A 17854-nucleotide genomic window follows, 5' to 3' on the forward strand; every position below is an offset into this window, starting at 1 on the left:
CCGCAATCCCCGGGGACCGCCCACCGCGCCCCCCGCCCGACCACCACCGGGGGCGCCCCGTGACCAACATCCCGGAGACGGGCCGGACCCAGCGGGTCCAGATCCGCCTCGTCGTCATCCAGGTCCTCGTCTTCTCCCTGCTGCTCACCCTCGGCGGCCGCCTCTGGTACCTCCAGATCCGCAACGGCCAGGAGTACTCCGACGAGGCGAAGAACAACCACGTCCAGCAGGTCGTCCAGCCCGCCGCCCGCGGCTCCATCCTCGACGCCCGCGGCGTGCCGCTGGCCGACAACGAGACCCGGCTCGTCGTCTCCGCCAGCCGCACCGAGCTGCTGAAGACGGACGACGACGGCAAGGACGTGCTCACCCGGCTGGCCGACGTCCTGGACATGAAGCCCAAGGACGTCATGGACAAGGTCCGGCTCTGCGACGCGAAGACCCCGCAGCCCTGCTGGAACGGTTCGCCCTACCAGCCGATCCCGGTCACCGACGAGGCCACCACCCAGCAGGCCCTGACGATCCGCGAACGCGCCGAGGACTTCCCCGGCATCACCGCGGAGCCCACCGCCGTACGCCGCTACGCCGCACCCGGCAAGGCGAACACCGCCCAGGTCCTCGGCTACCTCTCGCCCGTCACCGACGACGAGATCACCAAGGCCCAGGACAGCGACTCGCCCTACCTGCGCTCCGACCAGGTCGGCCGCTCCGGTCTGGAGCGCACGTACGACAAGGAGCTGCGCGGCAAGGCGGGCGTCACCCGCTACGAGGTCGACAACCTCGGCCGGGTCATCGGCCAGGCGAAGAACGACAAGGCGGAGGCCGGCTCCAGCGTCGTCACCTCGATCGACGCCCGGGTCCAGGCCGTCGCGGAGTACGAGCTCAACCAGGCGATGAAGACGGCCCGCACCGAGTTCGACACCAACACCGGCGAGAACTACAAGGCCGACTCCGGGGCCGTCGTCGTCATGGAGGCCAAGACCGGCCGGGTCGTCTCGATGGCCTCGCTGCCCAACTACGACCCCAACGCCTGGGTCGGCGGCATCTCCGGCAAGGACTACGCCAAGCTCACCGGCAAGAACTCCAACTTCCCGCTGCTGAACCGGGCCATCCAGGGCCAGGCCGCCCCCGGCTCCATCTTCAAGGTGATCTCCTCGACCGCCGCGGTCAACGCCGGATACCCCTTCAACGGCAACTACCCCTGCCCCAGCTCGTACTCCATCGGCGGCCAGACGTTCAAGAACTTCGAGTCCCAGGGCTACGGCGACATCACCATCGGCCGCGCCCTCGAAGTCTCCTGCGACACCGTGTACTACGGCATCGCGCACAAGGAGTGGGCGAAGGACGGTGGGAACAACCCCAAGAAGAAGCCCAACGACTGGTTCTACAAGACCGCCCACCAGTTCGGCCTCGGCAAGGAGACCGGCATCGACCTCCCCAACGAGGTCAGCGGCCGGGTCCCGGACCGTGAGTGGAAGAAGAACTTCGCCAAGGCCAATCACGACTCCTGGTGCAAGCAGGGCAAGAAGGACGGCACGTACGTCGAGAAGATCGCCTACGAGAACTGCCTCGAAGGCGACAAGATGCGTGCCGGTGACTCCGTCAACTACTCGATCGGCCAGGGCGACACGCTCGTCACCCCGATCCAGATGGCGACCATCTACTCCGCCATCTCCAACGGCGGCACCCTCTACAACCCCACCGTCGGCAAGGCGATCGTCAGCGGTGACGGCAAGAGCGTCCAGGAGATCAAGCCCAAGTCGCACGGCAAGCTGCCCTTCACCCAGAAGACCCGCAACGAGATCGACGGGGCCCTCGCGGGTGTCGCGACCCGGGGCTCCGCCGCCTGGCGGTTCGGCGGCTGGCCGCAGGACAAGATCCCGATGCACGCCAAGACGGGTACGGCCGAGGTCTACGGCAAGCAGACGACCTCGTGGTTCGCCACCTACACCAAGGACTACTCGATCGTCATGACGATCTCCCAGGGTGGTACGGGTTCCGGCGCCTCCGGGCCCGCCGTGCGCAACATCTACAACGCGATCTACGGTCTCGACGCCACGGGCAAGCAGGACCTCAAGAAGGCTCTGCTGCCGACCCCGCAGAAGTCCCTGCCGAAGATCCAGCAGGACGGCACCATCGAGACCCCGAAGATCAAGCCGTACGACCCGAACTCCGGCAAGCCGCCGGCCGAGCAGACGCTCGCGGCGATCGTGGGGAGGCGCGACTGATGGCCGGTTTCTCCGTCCAGCGTTACGCCCCCGAGCGCTCGGCCTGGGGCCGGTTGACCGCCCGGGACTCCGTGGTGCGCCGGCTCGACTGGCCGCTGCTCGGATCCGCGGTCGCGCTCTCGCTCATCGGCTCGATACTGGTCTACTCCGCCACCAGGGGGCGGGATTCGCTCACCCACGGCGACCCGTACTACTTCCTCTTCCGGCACGCCCTCAACACCGGCATCGGCTTCGCCCTGATGGTCGGCACGATCTGGCTCGGCCACCGCACCCTGCGCGGCGCGGTGCCGGTCCTGTACGGCCTGTCCGTGCTCCTCGTGCTGGCGGTCCTCACACCGCTCGGGGCCACCGTCAACGGCGCGCACGCCTGGATCCTGCTGCCCGGCGGCTTCTCGCTCCAGCCCTCCGAGTTCACCAAGATCACGATCATTCTCGGCATGGCGATGCTGCTCGCCGCCCGGGTCGACGCCGGCGACCAGGCGCACCCCGACCACCGGACCGTCGCCAAGGCCCTCGGCCTGGCGGCCGTCCCGATGATCGTCGTCATGGGCATGCCGGACCTCGGTTCCGTGATGGTCATGGTCGTCATCGTGCTCGGCGTGCTGCTGGCATCCGGGGCGTCGAACCGCTGGATCTTCGGACTCCTCGGCGCGGGCACCGCGGGCGCCGTCGCCATCTGGCAGCTCGGGCTCCTCGACGACTACCAGATCGCCCGGTTCGCGGCCTTCGCCAACCCGGCGCTCGACCCGGCCGGCGTGGGCTACAACACCAACCAGGCCCGCATCGCGATCGGTTCCGGCGGCCTGTTCGGCACCGGCCTCTTCCAGGGCACCCAGACCACCGGCCAGTTCGTCCCCGAGCAGCAGACCGACTTCGTCTTCACCGTCGCGGGCGAGGAGCTCGGCTTTCTCGGCGCCGGACTGATCCTGGTCCTGCTCGGCATCATCCTGTGGCGCGCCTGCCGCATCGCCCGGGAGACCACCGAGCTGTACGGCACGATCGTGGCCGCCGGAATCATCGCCTGGTTCGCCTTCCAGGCCTTCGAGAACATCGGCATGACGCTCGGCATCATGCCGGTCGCCGGACTGCCACTCCCGTTCGTCTCCTACGGAGGGTCCTCGATGTTCGCCATCTGGGTGGCCATCGGACTGCTCCAGTCGATCAGGGTGCAGCGGCCGATAACGGCCTGAGCCGGTGCGAGCACCCTGCCCAGCCGTGTACATCACGTCTAGATTCGACCTATGGCGGACTCGAAGCGCGAGATCGAGCGGAAGTACGAAGCCACCGACGCCACCCGGCTGCCCGACCTGAGCCGGGTGGCCGGCGTCTCGGCCGTCGACCACCTGGGCGTCAGCGAACTCGACGCCGTCTACTACGACACGGAGGACCTCCGGCTCGCGGCGGCCTCGCTCACCCTGCGCCGCCGCACCGGCGGGGGCGACGCGGGCTGGCACCTCAAACTCCCGGTCGCCACCGGCATCCGCGACGAGATCAGGGCCCCGCTCTCCGACACCCTGCCGCCCGAGCTCGCCGCGCTGATCCGCTCCCGGGTCCGTAACGCCCCGGTCGTCCCCGTGGTCCGGCTCCGCTCCGCGCGCGACGTCCACCACCTGACCGGCCCCGACGGCGAGCTGCTCGCCGAGGTCAGCGTGGACCGGGTCAGGGCCGAACGGCTGCCCGGCCGCACCGCTCGCGCCGCCCGCACCGCCTGGACCGAGATCGAGGCCGAACTCGCCGACGACGGCGACCCGGCGTTCCTCGACGCCGTCGAACGGCGGCTCCGCAAGGCCGGGGTGCGGCCCTCCACGTCGCCGTCCAAGCTCGCGCGGGCACTGACCGAGACCGGCCCGAAGCGGAAACCGGCCGGCGAACGGCCCCGGCCGCGCACCGCGGGCGACCACGTCCTCGCCTACGTACGCCACCAGATCACCGCGATCGTCGCCCTCGACCCGGCCGTGCGCCGAGGACTGCCCGACTCGGTGCACCGGATGCGGGTCGCCACCCGCAGACTGCGCAGCGCCTTCAGGACGTACCGGAAGGTCCTCGACCGGACGGTCACAGGACCGGTGGCGGAGGAACTGAAGTGGCTCGCGGCGGAGCTCGGCGTCGACCGCGACCAGGAGGTCCTGGACGAACGGCTGCGCACCCGGCTGGACGGACTGTCCCGCACCCTGGTCCTCGGACCGGTCCGGGGGCGGCTGCGGATCTGGTCGGTGGCCCGCCGCACCGGCTCGCGCCGCCGCACCGTCGCCGTACTCGACGGCAGCCGCTACCTGACGCTGCTGGAGACCCTGGACGCGCTCCTCGCGGACCCGCCCCTGCTGCCCGCTGCGGCGAAGCGGCCCGGCAAGGCGCTGCCGGGCGCCCTGCGCAAGGACCACCGGCGCCTCGCGCACCGCGTCGCCCACGCCCTGGAGCTGCCACCGGGACCGCACCGCGACGCCGCCCTGCACGAGGCGCGCAAGGCGGCGAAACGGGCACGCTACGCGGCCGAGGCCGCCCGCCCCGCGCTCGGGAAACCCGCCCGGAAGTCCGCCAAGAGGCTGAAGGCCGTCCAGGGGGTCCTGGGCGACCACCAGGACAGCGTGGTGGCCCGCGAGGCCCTGCGCGCCCTCGCCGTCCAGGCACAGCTGTCCGGCGAGCCGTCGTTCACCTGGGGACTGCTGTACGGGCAGGAGGAGCGGACGGCGGCGGCACGCGAACGGGAGCTGCCCGGGGTATGGGCCAGGGCCTCCAGGGCCGGGATCCGGGCGGCACGGGAAAGCTGAGCGTCGCGGTACGCTGGATGGTCATCCTTGCCGGCTCTCGAAAGTTCGCGATGTCTGTCGATTCGGTCTTCCCACAGCTCGAAGCTCTGCTCCCGCATGTGCAGAAGCCCATCCAGTACGTCGGCGGTGAGCTCAACTCCACCGTCAAGCCGTGGGACGAGTGCGACGTCCGCTGGGCGCTGATGTACCCGGACGCGTACGAGGTCGGGCTCCCCAACCAGGGCGTCATGATCCTCTACGAGGTGCTCAACGAGCGCCAGGGCGTCCTCGCCGAGCGCACCTACAGCGTCTGGCCGGACCTGGAGGAGCTGATGCGCGAGCACAAGGTGCCCCAGTTCACGGTGGACGGACACCGCCCGGTCAAGGCGTTCGACGTGTTCGGGCTGAGCTTCTCCACCGAGCTCGGCTACACCAACATGCTCACCGCCCTGGACCTGGCCGGCATCCCGCTGGCCGCCAGGGACCGCGGCCTCGACGACCCGATCGTGCTCGCGGGCGGCCACGCCGCGTTCAACCCCGAGCCGATCGCGGAGTTCATCGACTGCGCGGTCATCGGTGACGGCGAGCAGGCGGTCCTGGAGATCACCGAGATCATCCGCGCCTGGAAGGCCGAGGGCCGCCCCGGCGGCCGCGAGGAGGTGCTCTTCCGCCTCGCGAGGACCGGCGGCGTGTACGTCCCCGGCTTCTACGACGTCGAGTACCTCCCGGACGGCCGCATCGGCCGCGTCGTGCCGAACAAGTCGGGCGTGCCGTGGCGGGTGTCCAAGCACACGGTCATGGACCTCGACGAGTGGCCCTACCCCAAGCAGCCGCTCGTCCCGCTCGCGGAGACCGTCCACGAGCGGATGTCCGTGGAGATCTTCCGCGGCTGCACCCGCGGCTGCCGTTTCTGCCAGGCCGGCATGATCACGCGCCCCGTGCGGGAGCGAAGCATCACCGGCATCGGCGAGATGGTGGAGAAGGGCCTCAAGGCGACCGGCTTCGAGGAGGTCGGCCTGCTCTCGCTCTCCTCCGCGGACCACAGTGAGATCGGTGACATCGCCAAGGGCCTGGCCGACCGCTACACGGACGACAAGATCGGCCTCTCGCTGCCCTCCACCCGCGTCGACGCGTTCAACGTGGACCTGGCCAACGAGCTGACCCGCAACGGCCGCCGCTCCGGTCTCACCTTCGCACCCGAGGGCGGCTCCGAGCGGATGCGCAAGGTCATCAACAAGATGGTCTCGGAGGAGGACCTGATCCGGACCGTGGCCACCGCGTACGGCAACGGCTGGCGGCAGGTGAAGCTGTACTTTATGTGCGGTCTGCCCACCGAGACCGACGAGGACGTCCTGCAGATCGGTGACATGGCGGTCAACGTCATCGCCAAGGGCCGCGAGGTCTCCGGGCAGAACGACATCCGCTGCACCGTCTCCATCGGCGGCTTCGTGCCCAAGCCGCACACCCCGTTCCAGTGGGCCCCGCAGCTCGGCGTCGAGGAGACCGACGCCCGGCTGGCCAAGCTCCGGGACAAGATCCGCGGCGACAAGAAGTACGGCCGCTCGATCGGCTTCCGCTACCACGACGGCAAGCCCGGCATCGTCGAGGGCCTGCTCTCCCGCGGCGACCGCCGGGTCGGCTCCGTCATCCGCGCCGTCTACGAGGCGGGCGGCCGCTTCGACGGCTGGCGCGAGCACTTCAGCTACGACCTGTGGATGAAGAGCGCGGAGAAGACGCTGCCCGGCTTCGGTGTCGACGTCGACTGGTACACCACCCGCGAGCGGACGTACGAGGAGGTCCTGCCCTGGGACCACCTGGACTCCGGTCTCGACAAGGACTGGCTGTGGGAGGACTGGCAGGACTCGCTCGACGAGACCGAGGTCGAGGACTGCCGCTGGACCCCGTGCTTCGACTGCGGGGTGTGCCCGCAGCTGGACCTCGACATCCAGATCGGCCCGACCGGCAAGAAGCTCCTCCCGCTGACGGTCGTGAAGTGACGACGTCCCTGCCCCGATGACGAAGGCCCGGCCCCGGGAAAACCCGGGGCCGGGCCTTCGCGCCAGGGAGTGCCTGGCCCGGCCCCGGGAACCGGACAGGCGTGTTGCGCGTACTCTGGGTAGTACAACGACTGTGCCCAGCGCGGCGCCCGAACCAGAGATCTCCCTGCACGGCGGGAATGCCGCCCAGCGGGGGTGAGCCGGATCGGACACCCCGGGCCACCCGTATTTCGAGGGCGGTGCGCCACCGCGTCCGCCCCGCACCGAGGAGAAGAACCACTGGGCAAGCGACAGCCCGAAGGCCCGCCGCCCGCACCGGCAGTGCAGCGCATTCGTCTGCGCTACACGAAGCGCGGCCGCCTCCGGTTCACCAGTCACCGTGACTTTCAGCGTGCCTTCGAGCGGGCGCTGCGCCGCTCCGAGGTGCCCATGGCCTACTCGGCGGGCTTCACCCCGCATCCCAAGGTGTCCTACGCCAATGCCGCCCCCACCGGCACGGGCAGTGAGGCCGAGTTCCTGGAGATCGCCCTCACACAGGCGCGTGACCCCGATGTCCTGCGCGAGCTGCTCAACGACTCGCTGCCGGACGGGCTCGACATCACGGACGCCGTGGAGGCCCGCACCTCGGGCCTCGCCGACCGGCTGACCGCCTCCGTCTGGGAGATGCGGCTGGACGGGGTCTCGGCGGAGGAGGCCGAGAAGGCCGTGGCCGCCTTCAACGGGGCCGAGACCGTCGAGGTCGAGCGCCGTACGAAGAACGGCGTGCGCAGCTTCGACGCCCGTTCCGCCGTGGTCGAGCTGCGGACCCTTGATCAACAGCCTGATAGGCCCGAGGTCAAGGCCTGTGCGATACTGCGGCTGGTTGTTCGGCACGTGACACCTGCCGTACGGCCTGACGACGTCCTGTCCGGTCTCCGCGTTGTGGCCGACCTGGCGCCGCCTGTCCCCGCCGCGGTGACCAGGCTGGCGCAGGGGCTCTTCGACGAGGAGTCCGGCACGGTGACCGACCCGCTCGCGCCCGACCGCGAGGCAGCCCCGGCCGTACTACCCACGGCCACCGGGACCGCCGTCGCGACGGCGCCGGAAGGTGCGGGCACCGCGTAAGGCGGTCGTTGTAGCGCGGCGCTCGGGCTCGGGAGCCACCTGGTCCGGGCCGCGCGCAGACCCATAAGACTTTCGCCAGGCCGTGCGCACACCGTGTACGGAACCGGCGAGCCAGACATTCAGCCCCTGTGCGGCGCCCGCGCCCCGGACGGCGGTACCGCGTACACATGCGGACCGTGCCGGACCGGAATCAGACGCGGCGCCCGGGAGCGCGACGGGAGAACCGCCCGCATGCAAGAGCCCACAGAACCCGGCACGGCCGGGAACGCAGAAGACAGCAACACCCCCGGGGACAAGCTGCCGCCGCGCCGCAGGCGCCGTGCGGCGTCCCGCCCGGCCGGCCCGCCCTCGGGCGGCGCGCCGGGCGCGGCCGACGCGCCGGCCATACCGGCCGCTGACGCCGGAGAGGCGGACCCCGGCAACGGAAACACCACAGAGCCCGAGGCCGCCCCGCCCGTCCGGGCCCGCCGCCGCGCCGTCCGCAAGGCGACCGCCCCCGCGGGTGCCCCGCAGGCGGCGGAGGTCGTGGAGCCCGCCGTGGCCGCGGAGCCCGCAGCGGCCGAGCCGGTCGAGCCGGCCGAGCCGGTCGAGGCGCCGCGTGCGCGTCGTCGTGCGTCCCGTAAGGCCACCGCCCCGGCCGGTGCTCCGCAGGCCGCCGAGGCTGTGGAGATCGTCGAGGAGCCCGCCGCCGTGGTCGCGGATCCCGTCGCGGCCGAGCCGGCCGAGCCGGTCGAGGCGCCGCGTGCGCGTCGTCGTGCGTCCCGTAAGGCCACCGCCCCGGCCGGTGCTCCGCAGGCCGCCGAGGTCGTGGAGATCGTCGAGGAGCCCGCCGCGGAGGCGAGCCCCGAGCCCGTCGTCGAGGCGCCGCGCGGCCGTGCCCGCCGCAGGGCCTCCGCCCCGGCCGGTGCGCCGCAGGCCACCCGCACCGAGACCGCCGAGCCCGTCGCCGCCGCCGAGCCCGAGGAGGCCGCCCAGGCCGCAGAGCCGGCCGAGCCGGTCGAGGCCCCGCGCGGTCGCCGTCGTGCGGTCCGCAAGGCCACCTCCCCGGCCGGTGCCCCGCAGGCGGCCGAGGAGCGCGCCGAGGTCCAGACCGGCGAGAGCCTCCCGGAGACCGCCGTCGAGGAGCTGGCGGCCGAGACCGCGGAGGTCGAGGAGGCCGCCCCGCGCGGCCGCCAGCGCCGCCGCGCCACCGCGGCCGCGGGCCGTCCCGAGTTCACCGGCAAGGTCGAGGAGCCCGTGCGCAGGAGCCGTGGCGCCGCCCGCCCCGCCGTCGCCGTGTTCCAGGCCCCGGTCTTCTCCGAGCCGATGTTCCAGACCCCGGAGACCGCTGCCGCGGCCGCCGCCGCGGGGACCGGCACGCACGAGGAGGAGCCCGAGGAAGAGATCGGGACGACCGAGGAGCAGACCCCGGTCGCCGAGGCACCCGCCCCCGCAGAGGCCTCGCAGGGCGGTTCGCGCCGCCGTCGCCGCCGTCGCGGTGAGGCCGCGGAGGCCGAGCCCGCCGCCGCAGCCGCTCCGGCCGCCGCCCCGGTGGAGGAGCAGGCCGCGCAGGAGGACGAGCCTTCGGGCGAGCACGACGCGGAGCACGACGGCGAGGACACCGACGAGTACGGTGACCGGCCCTCGCGCCGCCGCCGTCGTGGTGGCCGTCGCCGTCGCCGCGGCGAGTCCGCGGAGGACGGTGACACGGAGCAGCAGCACACCGACGACTCCTCCGACCACCGCTCCGAGCGTTCGCAGGACGAGCAGGAGCGCGCCCACGAGTCCGAGGACGAGGGCGACCACGACGACGACAGCGACAACGACGACAACGACTCCGGTGCCGCCGGTTCGAGCAGCAGCCGTCGTCGCCGTCGCCGCCGCCGTCGCAGCGGTGACTCCTCGTCCGACGCCGAGAACGGCACGGACGACCCGGAGCGCACGGTCGTCAAGGTCCGCGAGCCCCGCAAGAAGGAGGCCGAGCGCGAGCCCGGCACCGGCTTCGACGAGGTCCAGTCCATCAAGGGCTCGACGCGTATGGAGGCCAAGAAGCAGCGCCGCCGCGAGGGGCGCGAGCAGGGCCGCCGCAGGGTCCCGATCATCACGGAGGCGGAGTTCCTGGCCCGCCGCGAGGCCGTCGAGCGCGTCATGGTCGTCCGCCAGAGCGGCGAGCGCACCCAGATCGGCGTCCTTGAGGACAACGTGCTCGTCGAGCACTACGTCAACAAGGAGCAGGCCACCAGCTACGTCGGCAACGTCTACCTGGGCAAGGTCCAGAACGTCCTGCCGTCCATGGAGGCCGCCTTCGTCGACATCGGCAAGGGCCGCAACGCCGTCCTTTACGCCGGTGAGGTCAACTTCGAGGCGCTCGGCATGGCCCACGGGCCGCGCCGCATCGAGACCGCGCTCAAGTCCGGCCAGTCCGTCCTCGTCCAGGTGACGAAGGACCCGATCGGCCACAAGGGCGCCCGCCTGACCAGCCAGGTCTCGCTGCCCGGCCGCTACCTGGTCTACGTGCCCGAGGGCTCGATGACCGGGATCAGCCGCAAGCTGCCCGACACCGAGCGTGCCCGGCTCAAGACCATCCTCAAGAAGATCGTCCCCGAGGACGCGGGCGTCATCGTCCGCACCGCCGCGGAGGGCGCCAGCGAGGACGAGCTGCGCCGCGACGTCGAGCGGCTTCAGGGACAGTGGGAGGACATCCAGAAGAAGTCGAAGAGCAGCGGCAGCTCCAACGCGCCGACGCTGCTCTACGGCGAGCCGGACATGACCGTCCGGGTCGTCCGCGACATCTTCAACGAGGACTTCTCCAAGGTCATCGTCAGCGGCAACGACGCGTGGGACACCATCCACGGCTACGTCTCGCACGTGGCGCCCGACCTGACGGACCGGCTGTCGCGGTGGACCTCCGAGGTCGACATCTTCGCGACCTACCGGATCGACGAGCAGCTCATGAAGGCGCTGGACCGCAAGGTCTACCTGCCGAGCGGCGGCTCGCTGGTGATCGACAAGACCGAGGCGATGGTCGTCGTCGACGTCAACACCGGCAAGTTCACCGGTCAGGGCGGCAACCTCGAAGAGACCGTCACCAAGAACAACCTGGAGGCGGCCGAGGAGATCGTGCGTCAGCTGCGGCTGCGCGACCTCGGTGGCATCGTCGTCGTCGACTTCATCGACATGGTGCTGGAGTCCAACCGGGACCTGGTGCTGCGGCGCCTCCTGGAGTGCCTGGGACGCGACCGTACGAAGCACCAGGTCGCGGAGGTCACCTCGCTGGGCCTGGTCCAGATGACCCGTAAGCGGGTCGGGCAGGGGCTGCTGGAGTCCTTCTCCGAGACCTGCGTCCACTGCAACGGGCGTGGCGTGATCGTGCACATGGAGCAGCCCACCTCTGCGGGCGGTGGCGGCGGCAACGGCAAGCGGTCCAAGAAGCGCCGCGGCGGTTCCGGCCAGGACCACGAGCACGAGCACGGCCACGAGCAGGACCACGGCCACGAGCACGAGCAGGATCACGACAGCGAGGCCGAGACCGAGGCCGAGGTGGCGGCGGAGGTCGCCGCTCCGCTGGCGCTGCCCGAGCCGGAGTTCGTCGCGGACGAGGAGCTGTACAGCAGCCCGGCAGAGGCCGAGGCGGCAGCCGGGCGCGGCCGTGGCCGTCGCCGGGCGACCCGCAAGGCGACCGCCCCGGCAGGTGCGCCGAAGCAGGCGTCCGCGGCGGCCGAACCGGTCGTCGAGCCGGAGCCCGTCGTGGCTGCGGAGCCGCAGCCGGAGGCCGTTCCGGAGCCGGTCGCGGAGCCGGTTACGGAGGCCCCGGCCGCCGAGGCGCCCCAGGGCCGTCCGCGTCGTCGCGCGACCCGTAAGGCGACCGCCCCGGCCGGTGCGCCGGCCCCGGCAGAGCCGGTGACCGAGCCGGCCCCAGCCGTCCAGGCGCCGGTCTCCGACGCCGACCCGGTCGCCGCTGAGGACCCGGTCGCCGAGGCTCCGCAGGTGGAGGCCCCGGCGGCGGAGCCGGCCGCCCCGCCGCGTGCCCGTCGCCGGGCGACCCGCAAGGCCACCGCGCCCGCGGGCTCTCCGGCAGGCACGGAAGAGGCAGCGGCCGTCGTGGTGACCGCCTCCACCGAGGCCGAGCCCAAGGCTGAGCCCAAGGCCGAGGCCGAGTCGGCGCCCGTGAGCGACGCCGACGTCGAGCCCGACGCCGCACCGGCCAAGAAGGCGGCCCGCAAGACCGCCAAGAAGGCCACGGCCAAGAAGGCGGCCACGAAGAAGGCGACCGCCACGAAGACGGCCGCCAAGAAGACCGCCGCGAAGAAGACGACGGCCAAGAAGGCGGCGGCGAAGAAGACGGTGGCGGCGGAGCAGCAGGCGCCGTCCTCCGTCACGGCTTCGGCGGACGAGGTCTGACCGACCCCGCACCGTGCGCCCGTACGCAGCCGGACCGGTTCCCCCACAGGAACCGGGCCGGCTGCGTACTGCCACCCCCGGCGCACCACAACCGTCCCCGTGGACACGGAAGTCTGAGTGCATGCGCAAGATCCAGAAGGCCGTCATACCGGCGGCCGGGCTCGGTACCCGGTTCCTGCCGGCGACGAAGGCGACTCCCAAGGAGATGCTGCCGGTGGTCGACAAGCCGGCGATCCAGTACGTCGTGGAGGAGGCCGCCGCCGCGGGACTGAGCGACGTACTGATGATCACCGGGCGCAACAAGCGCGCCCTGGAGGACCACTTCGACCGGAACTACGAGCTGGAGTCGGCGCTCACCCGCAAGGGCGACGACGAGCGGCTGGTCCGGGTCCAGAAGTCCAGCGATCTGGCGACCATGCACTACGTCCGCCAGGGCGACCCGCGCGGCCTCGGCCACGCCGTCCTGTGCGCGGAGCCCCATGTGGGCGACGAACCGTTCGCGGTGCTCCTGGGCGACGACCTGATCGACCCGCGCGACCCGCTGCTGGCACGGATGACCGAGATCCAGGAGCGCGAGGGCGGCAGCGTCGTCGCGCTGATGGAGGTGGCGCCCGAGCAGATCCACCTGTACGGCTGCGCCGCGGCAGAGGCCACCGCGCAGGACGACGTGGTGAGGGTCACCGGGCTGGTCGAGAAGCCGGAGCCGGGCGAGGCGCCCAGCAACCTGGCCGTCATCGGGCGCTACGTCCTGGACCCCGCGGTCTTCGGCGTGCTGCGCGAGACGGAGCCGGGCCGGGGCGGCGAGATCCAGCTGACGGACGCGCTCCAGCAGCTGGCCGCCGACGAGCGGCTCGGCGGCCCGGTCCACGGCGTCGTCTTCCGCGGCCGCCGCTACGACACCGGCGACCGGGGCGACTATCTGCGGGCCATCGTCAGGCTCGCCTGCGAGCGCGAGGACCTGGGCCCCGACTTCCGCAGCTGGCTGCGCGGTTACGTGGCGGCCGAGCTCTGAGAGGCTGTCGGGGCCGTTCCCGTACAGCACCCGGATCCACCCACCCGGGATACACGCACCCAGGCCACCATGGCCCACCGAGGAACAAGGAGAACCCTCATGATCGGCATGATTCTGGCGGCCGGCGCAGGCCGTCGTCTGCGCCCCTACACCGACACGCTGCCCAAGGCCCTGGTGCCGGTCGGCCCCGAGGGGAACGAGGAGAGCCTGACCGTCGTCGACCTGACCCTGGGCAACTTCGCCGAGGTCGGTCTGACCGAGGTCGCGATCATCGTGGGCTACCGCAAGGAGGCCCTGTACGAGCGCAAGGCCGCCCTTGAGGCCAAGTACGGCGTCACCCTCACGCTGATCGACAACGACAAGGCGGAGGAGTGGAACAACGCCTACTCCCTCTGGTGCGGCCGTGACGCCCTCAAGGACGGCGTGATCCTCGCCAACGGCGACACCGTGCACCCGGTCTCCGTGGAGAAGACGCTGCTGGCCGCCCGCGGCGACGGCAAGAAGATCATCCTCGCCCTCGACACGGTGAAGAAGCTCGCCGACGAGGAGATGAAGGTCGTCGTCGAGGAGGGCAAGGGTGTCCAGCGGATCACCAAGCTGATGGACCCGGCGGAGGCCACCGGCGAGTACATCGGTGTCACCCTCATCGAGGGCGAGGCGGCCGCGGAGCTGGCCGACGCGCTGAAGACCACCTTCGAGCGGGACCCGGACCTCTACTACGAGGACGGCTACCAGGAGCTCGTCAACCGCGGCTTCAAGGTCGACGTGGAGCCGATCGGCGACATCAAGTGGGTGGAGATCGACAACCACGAGGACCTGGCCAAGGGGAGGACCATCGCGTGCCAGTACTGACCCGGCTGATCCCCGCGCCGGTCGTCGTCGACATCCGGGCCGGCGCGCTGGCGGATCTGGCGGGTGTCCTGGCCGATCAGCGCATCTCCGGCTCCGGGAAGCTGGCGATAGCGATCAGCGGGGGTTCCGGCCGGGCGCTGCGGGAGCGGCTCTCGGACAGCCTGCCCGGTGCTTCCTGGTTCGAGGTGGGCGGCGGCACGCTGAACGACGCCGTCAAGCTCGCGGAGGCCATGAAGTCCGGGCGGTACGACGCCGTGGTCGGCCTCGGCGGCGGCAAGATCATCGACTGTGCCAAGTTCGCGGCGGCCCGCATCGGGCTGCCGCTGGTCGCCGTGGCGACGAACCTGTCGCACGACGGTCTGTGCTCCCCGGTGGCGACGCTGGACAACGACGCGGGCCGGGGCTCGTACGGGGTCCCGAACCCGATCGCCGTCGTCATCGACCTCGACATCATCCGTGAGGCCCCGGTCCGCTTCGTGCGGTCCGGGATCGGGGACGCGCTCTCGAACATCTCCGCCGTGGCGGACTGGGAGCTCGCCCACCGGGTCAACGGCGAGGACATCGACGGACTGGCCGCGGCGATGGCCCGGCAGGCCGGCGAAGCCGTGCTGCGCCACCCCGGGTCCCTGGACGAGGACCGGTTCCTCCAGGTGCTGGCGGAGGGGCTGGTGCTCACCGGGATCTCGATGTCGGTCGCGGGCGACAGCCGGCCCGCCTCCGGTGCCTGCCACGAGATCAACCACGCCTTCGACCTGCTGTTCCCCCGGCGGGCGGCCAGCCACGGGGAGCAGTGCGGTCTGGGCGCGGCCTTCGCCATGTATCTGCGCGGCGCCCACCAGGAGTCCGCGCGGATGGCGGCGACGCTGCGGCGCCACGGTCTGCCGGTCACGGCGCGGGAGATCGGGTTCAGCGTGGACGAGTTCGTCTCCGTGGTCGAGTTCGCGCCCCGGACCAGGCCGGGCCGGTACACGATCCTGGAACACCTGAACCTGTCCCAGGACGGGATCAGGGAGGCCTACGCCGGCTACGTCGCGGCGGCCGGGGCCTGAAACGGGACCCGGTTTGACCGGGGTGTCCCGGGCCCCGTAATCTTGACCGTCGGCGTTTGTTTCGCCACACCTCTGAGCACTGACCTCCCGCTCGTACGGGAGAGGCCGCTCGTCCAATCCGGATCGTCTCGGGTCTTCGGGCCCGTGTGAGCGGCTGGCTTCAGGGGTTCCGTCTTCGAGTGAGAGTGAGATCCGCGTGTACGCCATCGTGCGCAGCGGTGGTCGCCAGCACAAGGTTGCTGTCGGCGACATCGTTGAGGTTGACAAGATTCCCACCGCCAAGGTTGGCGACACGGTAGAGCTCTCTACCCTGCTCGTTGTCGACGGCGACGCCGTGACCAGCGACCCGTGGGTGCTTGACGGCATCAAGGTCCAGGCCGAGATCGTGGACCACCACAAGGGCGCGAAGATCGACATCCTTCGCTACAAGAACAAGACCGGCTACCGCCGTCGCCAGGGTCACCGCCAGCAGTACACGGCGATCAAGGTCACCGGTATCCCCGCGGCTGCGAAGTAAGGGACTGAGGAGACATGGCACATAAGAAGGGCGCATCGTCCACTCGGAACGGGCGCGATTCCAATGCTCAGCGGCTCGGCGTGAAGCGCTTCGGCGGTCAGGCCGTCAACGCCGGTGAGATCCTGGTCCGCCAGCGCGGCACCCACTTCCACCCGGGCACGGGCGTCGGCCGTGGCGGCGACGACACGCTGTTCGCCCTCGCCGCCGGTGCGGTCGAGTTCGGCACGCACCGTGGCCGCAAGGTCGTGAACATCGTTCCGATCGCCGGCTGATTTTCGGCGCTCGTCGAGCGGTTTGACGTGGAGGCGGACCTCACTTCCTGTTCCGGGAAGTGGGTCCGCCTTTCGCGTGTTGCTCCTGAGGGGGCACGAGCGAGACTTTTCTGCACGTATGTAACTGGAGGTTCCAACCATGACCACCTTCGTGGACCGCGTCGAGCTGCATGCCGCCGCGGGTAACGGGGGCCACGGCTGCGCCTCCGTTCACCGTGAGAAGTTCAAGCCGCTCGGCGGCCCGGACGGCGGCAACGGCGGCCGCGGCGGCGATGTGACCCTGATCGTCGACCAGGCCGTCACCACCCTCCTCGACTACCACCACCACCCCCACCGCAAGGCCACCAACGGCCAGCCCGGTGCCGGTGACAACCGCACCGGCAAGGAGGGCCAGGACCTGATCCTGCCCGTGCCGGACGGCACCGTCGTGCTCGACAAGGACGGCAACGTCCTCGCGGACCTGGTCGGCCAGGGCACCATGTTCGTCGCCGGTCAGGGCGGCCGGGGCGGCCTCGGCAACGGCGCACTGGCCTCCGCCCGGCGCAAGGCCCCCGGCTTCGCGCTGCTCGGCGAGCCCGGCGAGAGCCGGGACATCGTCCTGGAGCTCAAGACCGTCGCGGACGTGGCCCTGGTGGGTTACCCGAGCGCGGGCAAGTCCTCGCTGATCTCGGTCCTGTCGGCCGCCAAGCCGAAGATCGCGGACTACCCGTTCACGACCCTGGTCCCGAACCTCGGCGTCGTCACCGCGGGCTCCACCGTCTACACCATCGCGGACGTCCCCGGCCTGATCCCGGGAGCCAGCCAGGGCAAGGGCCTCGGCCTGGAGTTCCTGCGCCACGTCGAGCGCTGCTCGGTCCTCGTGCACGTACTGGACACGGCGACGCTGGAGTCCGACCGCGACCCGCTCTCCGACCTCGACATGATCGAGGAGGAGCTGAAGCTGTACGGGGGTCTGGAGGACCGGCCCCGCATCGTCGTCCTCAACAAGATCGACATCCCGGACGGCCAGGACCTCGCGGAGATGATCCGCCCGGACCTGGAGGCCCGCGGCTACCGCGTCTTCGAGGTGTCCGCCGTCGCCCGCACCGGGCTCAAGGAGCTCTCCTTCGCGCTGGCCGGTGTCATCGCAGAGGCGCGCGCCGCGAAGCCGGTGGAGGAGGCGACCCGCATCGTCATCCGGCCCAAGGCCGTGGACGACGCCGGTTTCACCGTGAAGCTGGAGGACGACGGCATCTACCGGGTGCGCGGCGAGAAGCCGGAGCGCTGGGTGCGCCAGACCGACTTCAACAACGACGAGGCCGTCGGCTACCTCGCGGACCGGCTGAACCGGCTCGGTGTCGAGGACGCGCTGCGCAAGGCGGGCGCCCGCGCGGGCGACGGAGTGGCCATCGGCGCCGAGGACAACGCCGTCGTCTTCGACTGGGAGCCGACCGTGAGCGCCGGCGCCGAGATGCTCGGCCGCCGTGGCGAGGACCACCGCCTGGAGGAGCCGCGCCCGGCCGCGCAGCGCCGTCGCGACCGCGAGGAAGAGCGCGACGACATCAGCAAGGAGTACCAGGAGTTCGACCCGTTCGCGTAAGCGACGGAAAGCACGCGGTCCCGGCTCCCCCTCGGGGGAGCCGGGACCCCCGGGAGTACCGGGGGCCCGGACCCTCAGGACCCGGCGGCCCGCGGCAGGGGCACGGCGGGGGGGGGCCGG

The 17854-nt window shown here is 71.4% G+C and carries 12 protein-coding genes; all 12 read left to right on the forward strand.

Features of this window, described 5'->3' with window-relative positions; genetic code table 11:
- The first annotated feature begins 59 nt into the window (after positions 1-59).
- The 12 genes from mrdA to obgE all read left to right on the forward strand — a co-directional run bounded on the left by mrdA (position 60) and on the right by obgE (position 17734).
- Positions 60-2225 carry a penicillin-binding protein 2 gene (gene mrdA / locus ACFVQ0_RS36760; RefSeq protein WP_390093544.1) on the forward strand — a complete coding sequence of 722 codons (2166 nt, stop codon included), beginning with the start codon at positions 60-62 and terminating at the stop codon, positions 2223-2225.
- On the forward strand, positions 2225-3415 hold the full coding sequence (gene rodA, locus ACFVQ0_RS36765; RefSeq protein ID WP_390093545.1) for a rod shape-determining protein RodA: 1191 nt from the start codon (positions 2225-2227) through the stop codon (positions 3413-3415). Before mrdA ends, rodA begins: the two co-directional genes overlap by 1 nt.
- Positions 3416-3466: 51 nt before the next feature.
- Positions 3467-4993: a CHAD domain-containing protein gene (locus ACFVQ0_RS36770; RefSeq protein WP_390093546.1), complete on the forward strand. Its 1527-nt coding sequence runs from the start codon at positions 3467-3469 to the stop codon at positions 4991-4993.
- 50 nt (positions 4994-5043) lie between these two features.
- Positions 5044-6969, forward strand: a complete 1926-nt coding sequence (locus tag ACFVQ0_RS36775; RefSeq protein WP_390093547.1) for a TIGR03960 family B12-binding radical SAM protein — start codon at positions 5044-5046, stop codon at positions 6967-6969.
- Positions 6970-7290: 321 nt separating this feature from the next.
- Positions 7291-8073 carry a TIGR03936 family radical SAM-associated protein gene (locus ACFVQ0_RS36780; RefSeq protein ID WP_390093548.1) on the forward strand — a complete coding sequence of 261 codons (783 nt, stop codon included), beginning with the start codon at positions 7291-7293 and terminating at the stop codon, positions 8071-8073.
- A gap of 231 nt (positions 8074-8304) precedes the next feature.
- Entirely contained in the window at positions 8305-12453 is a 4149-nt protein-coding gene (locus ACFVQ0_RS36785; RefSeq protein ID WP_390093549.1) for an Rne/Rng family ribonuclease, read from the forward strand.
- A gap of 121 nt (positions 12454-12574) precedes the next feature.
- The gene (galU, locus tag ACFVQ0_RS36790) at positions 12575-13465 is read left to right on the forward strand and encodes a UTP--glucose-1-phosphate uridylyltransferase GalU (RefSeq protein ID WP_390093550.1); all 891 of its coding nucleotides are present in this window, start codon (positions 12575-12577) and stop codon (positions 13463-13465) included.
- Between the two features lie 99 nt (positions 13466-13564).
- Complete coding sequence (locus ACFVQ0_RS36795) at positions 13565-14317, forward strand: sugar phosphate nucleotidyltransferase (protein ID WP_073739044.1); 753 nt, start codon at positions 13565-13567, stop codon at positions 14315-14317.
- On the forward strand, positions 14305-15366 hold the full coding sequence (locus tag ACFVQ0_RS36800) for an iron-containing alcohol dehydrogenase family protein (RefSeq protein WP_390093551.1): 1062 nt from the start codon (positions 14305-14307) through the stop codon (positions 15364-15366). Before ACFVQ0_RS36795 ends, ACFVQ0_RS36800 begins: the two co-directional genes overlap by 13 nt.
- A 196-nt stretch (positions 15367-15562) precedes the next feature.
- Positions 15563-15883 carry a 50S ribosomal protein L21 gene (gene rplU, locus ACFVQ0_RS36805; RefSeq protein WP_018551604.1) on the forward strand — a complete coding sequence of 107 codons (321 nt, stop codon included), beginning with the start codon at positions 15563-15565 and terminating at the stop codon, positions 15881-15883.
- 14 nt (positions 15884-15897) lie between these two features.
- Positions 15898-16155: a 50S ribosomal protein L27 gene (gene rpmA, locus ACFVQ0_RS36810; RefSeq protein WP_018103204.1), complete on the forward strand. Its 258-nt coding sequence runs from the start codon at positions 15898-15900 to the stop codon at positions 16153-16155.
- Between the two features lie 139 nt (positions 16156-16294).
- Positions 16295-17734 (forward strand): GTPase ObgE, encoded by a 1440-nt coding sequence (gene obgE, locus ACFVQ0_RS36815; RefSeq protein ID WP_390093552.1) that lies wholly within the window; start codon positions 16295-16297, stop codon positions 17732-17734.
- Positions 17735-17854: the final 120 nt, after the last annotated feature.

The sequence above is a fragment of the Streptomyces sp. NPDC057900 genome (assembly GCF_042887885.1).
In the GTDB taxonomy this organism is placed as follows: domain Bacteria; phylum Actinomycetota; class Actinomycetes; order Streptomycetales; family Streptomycetaceae; genus Streptomyces.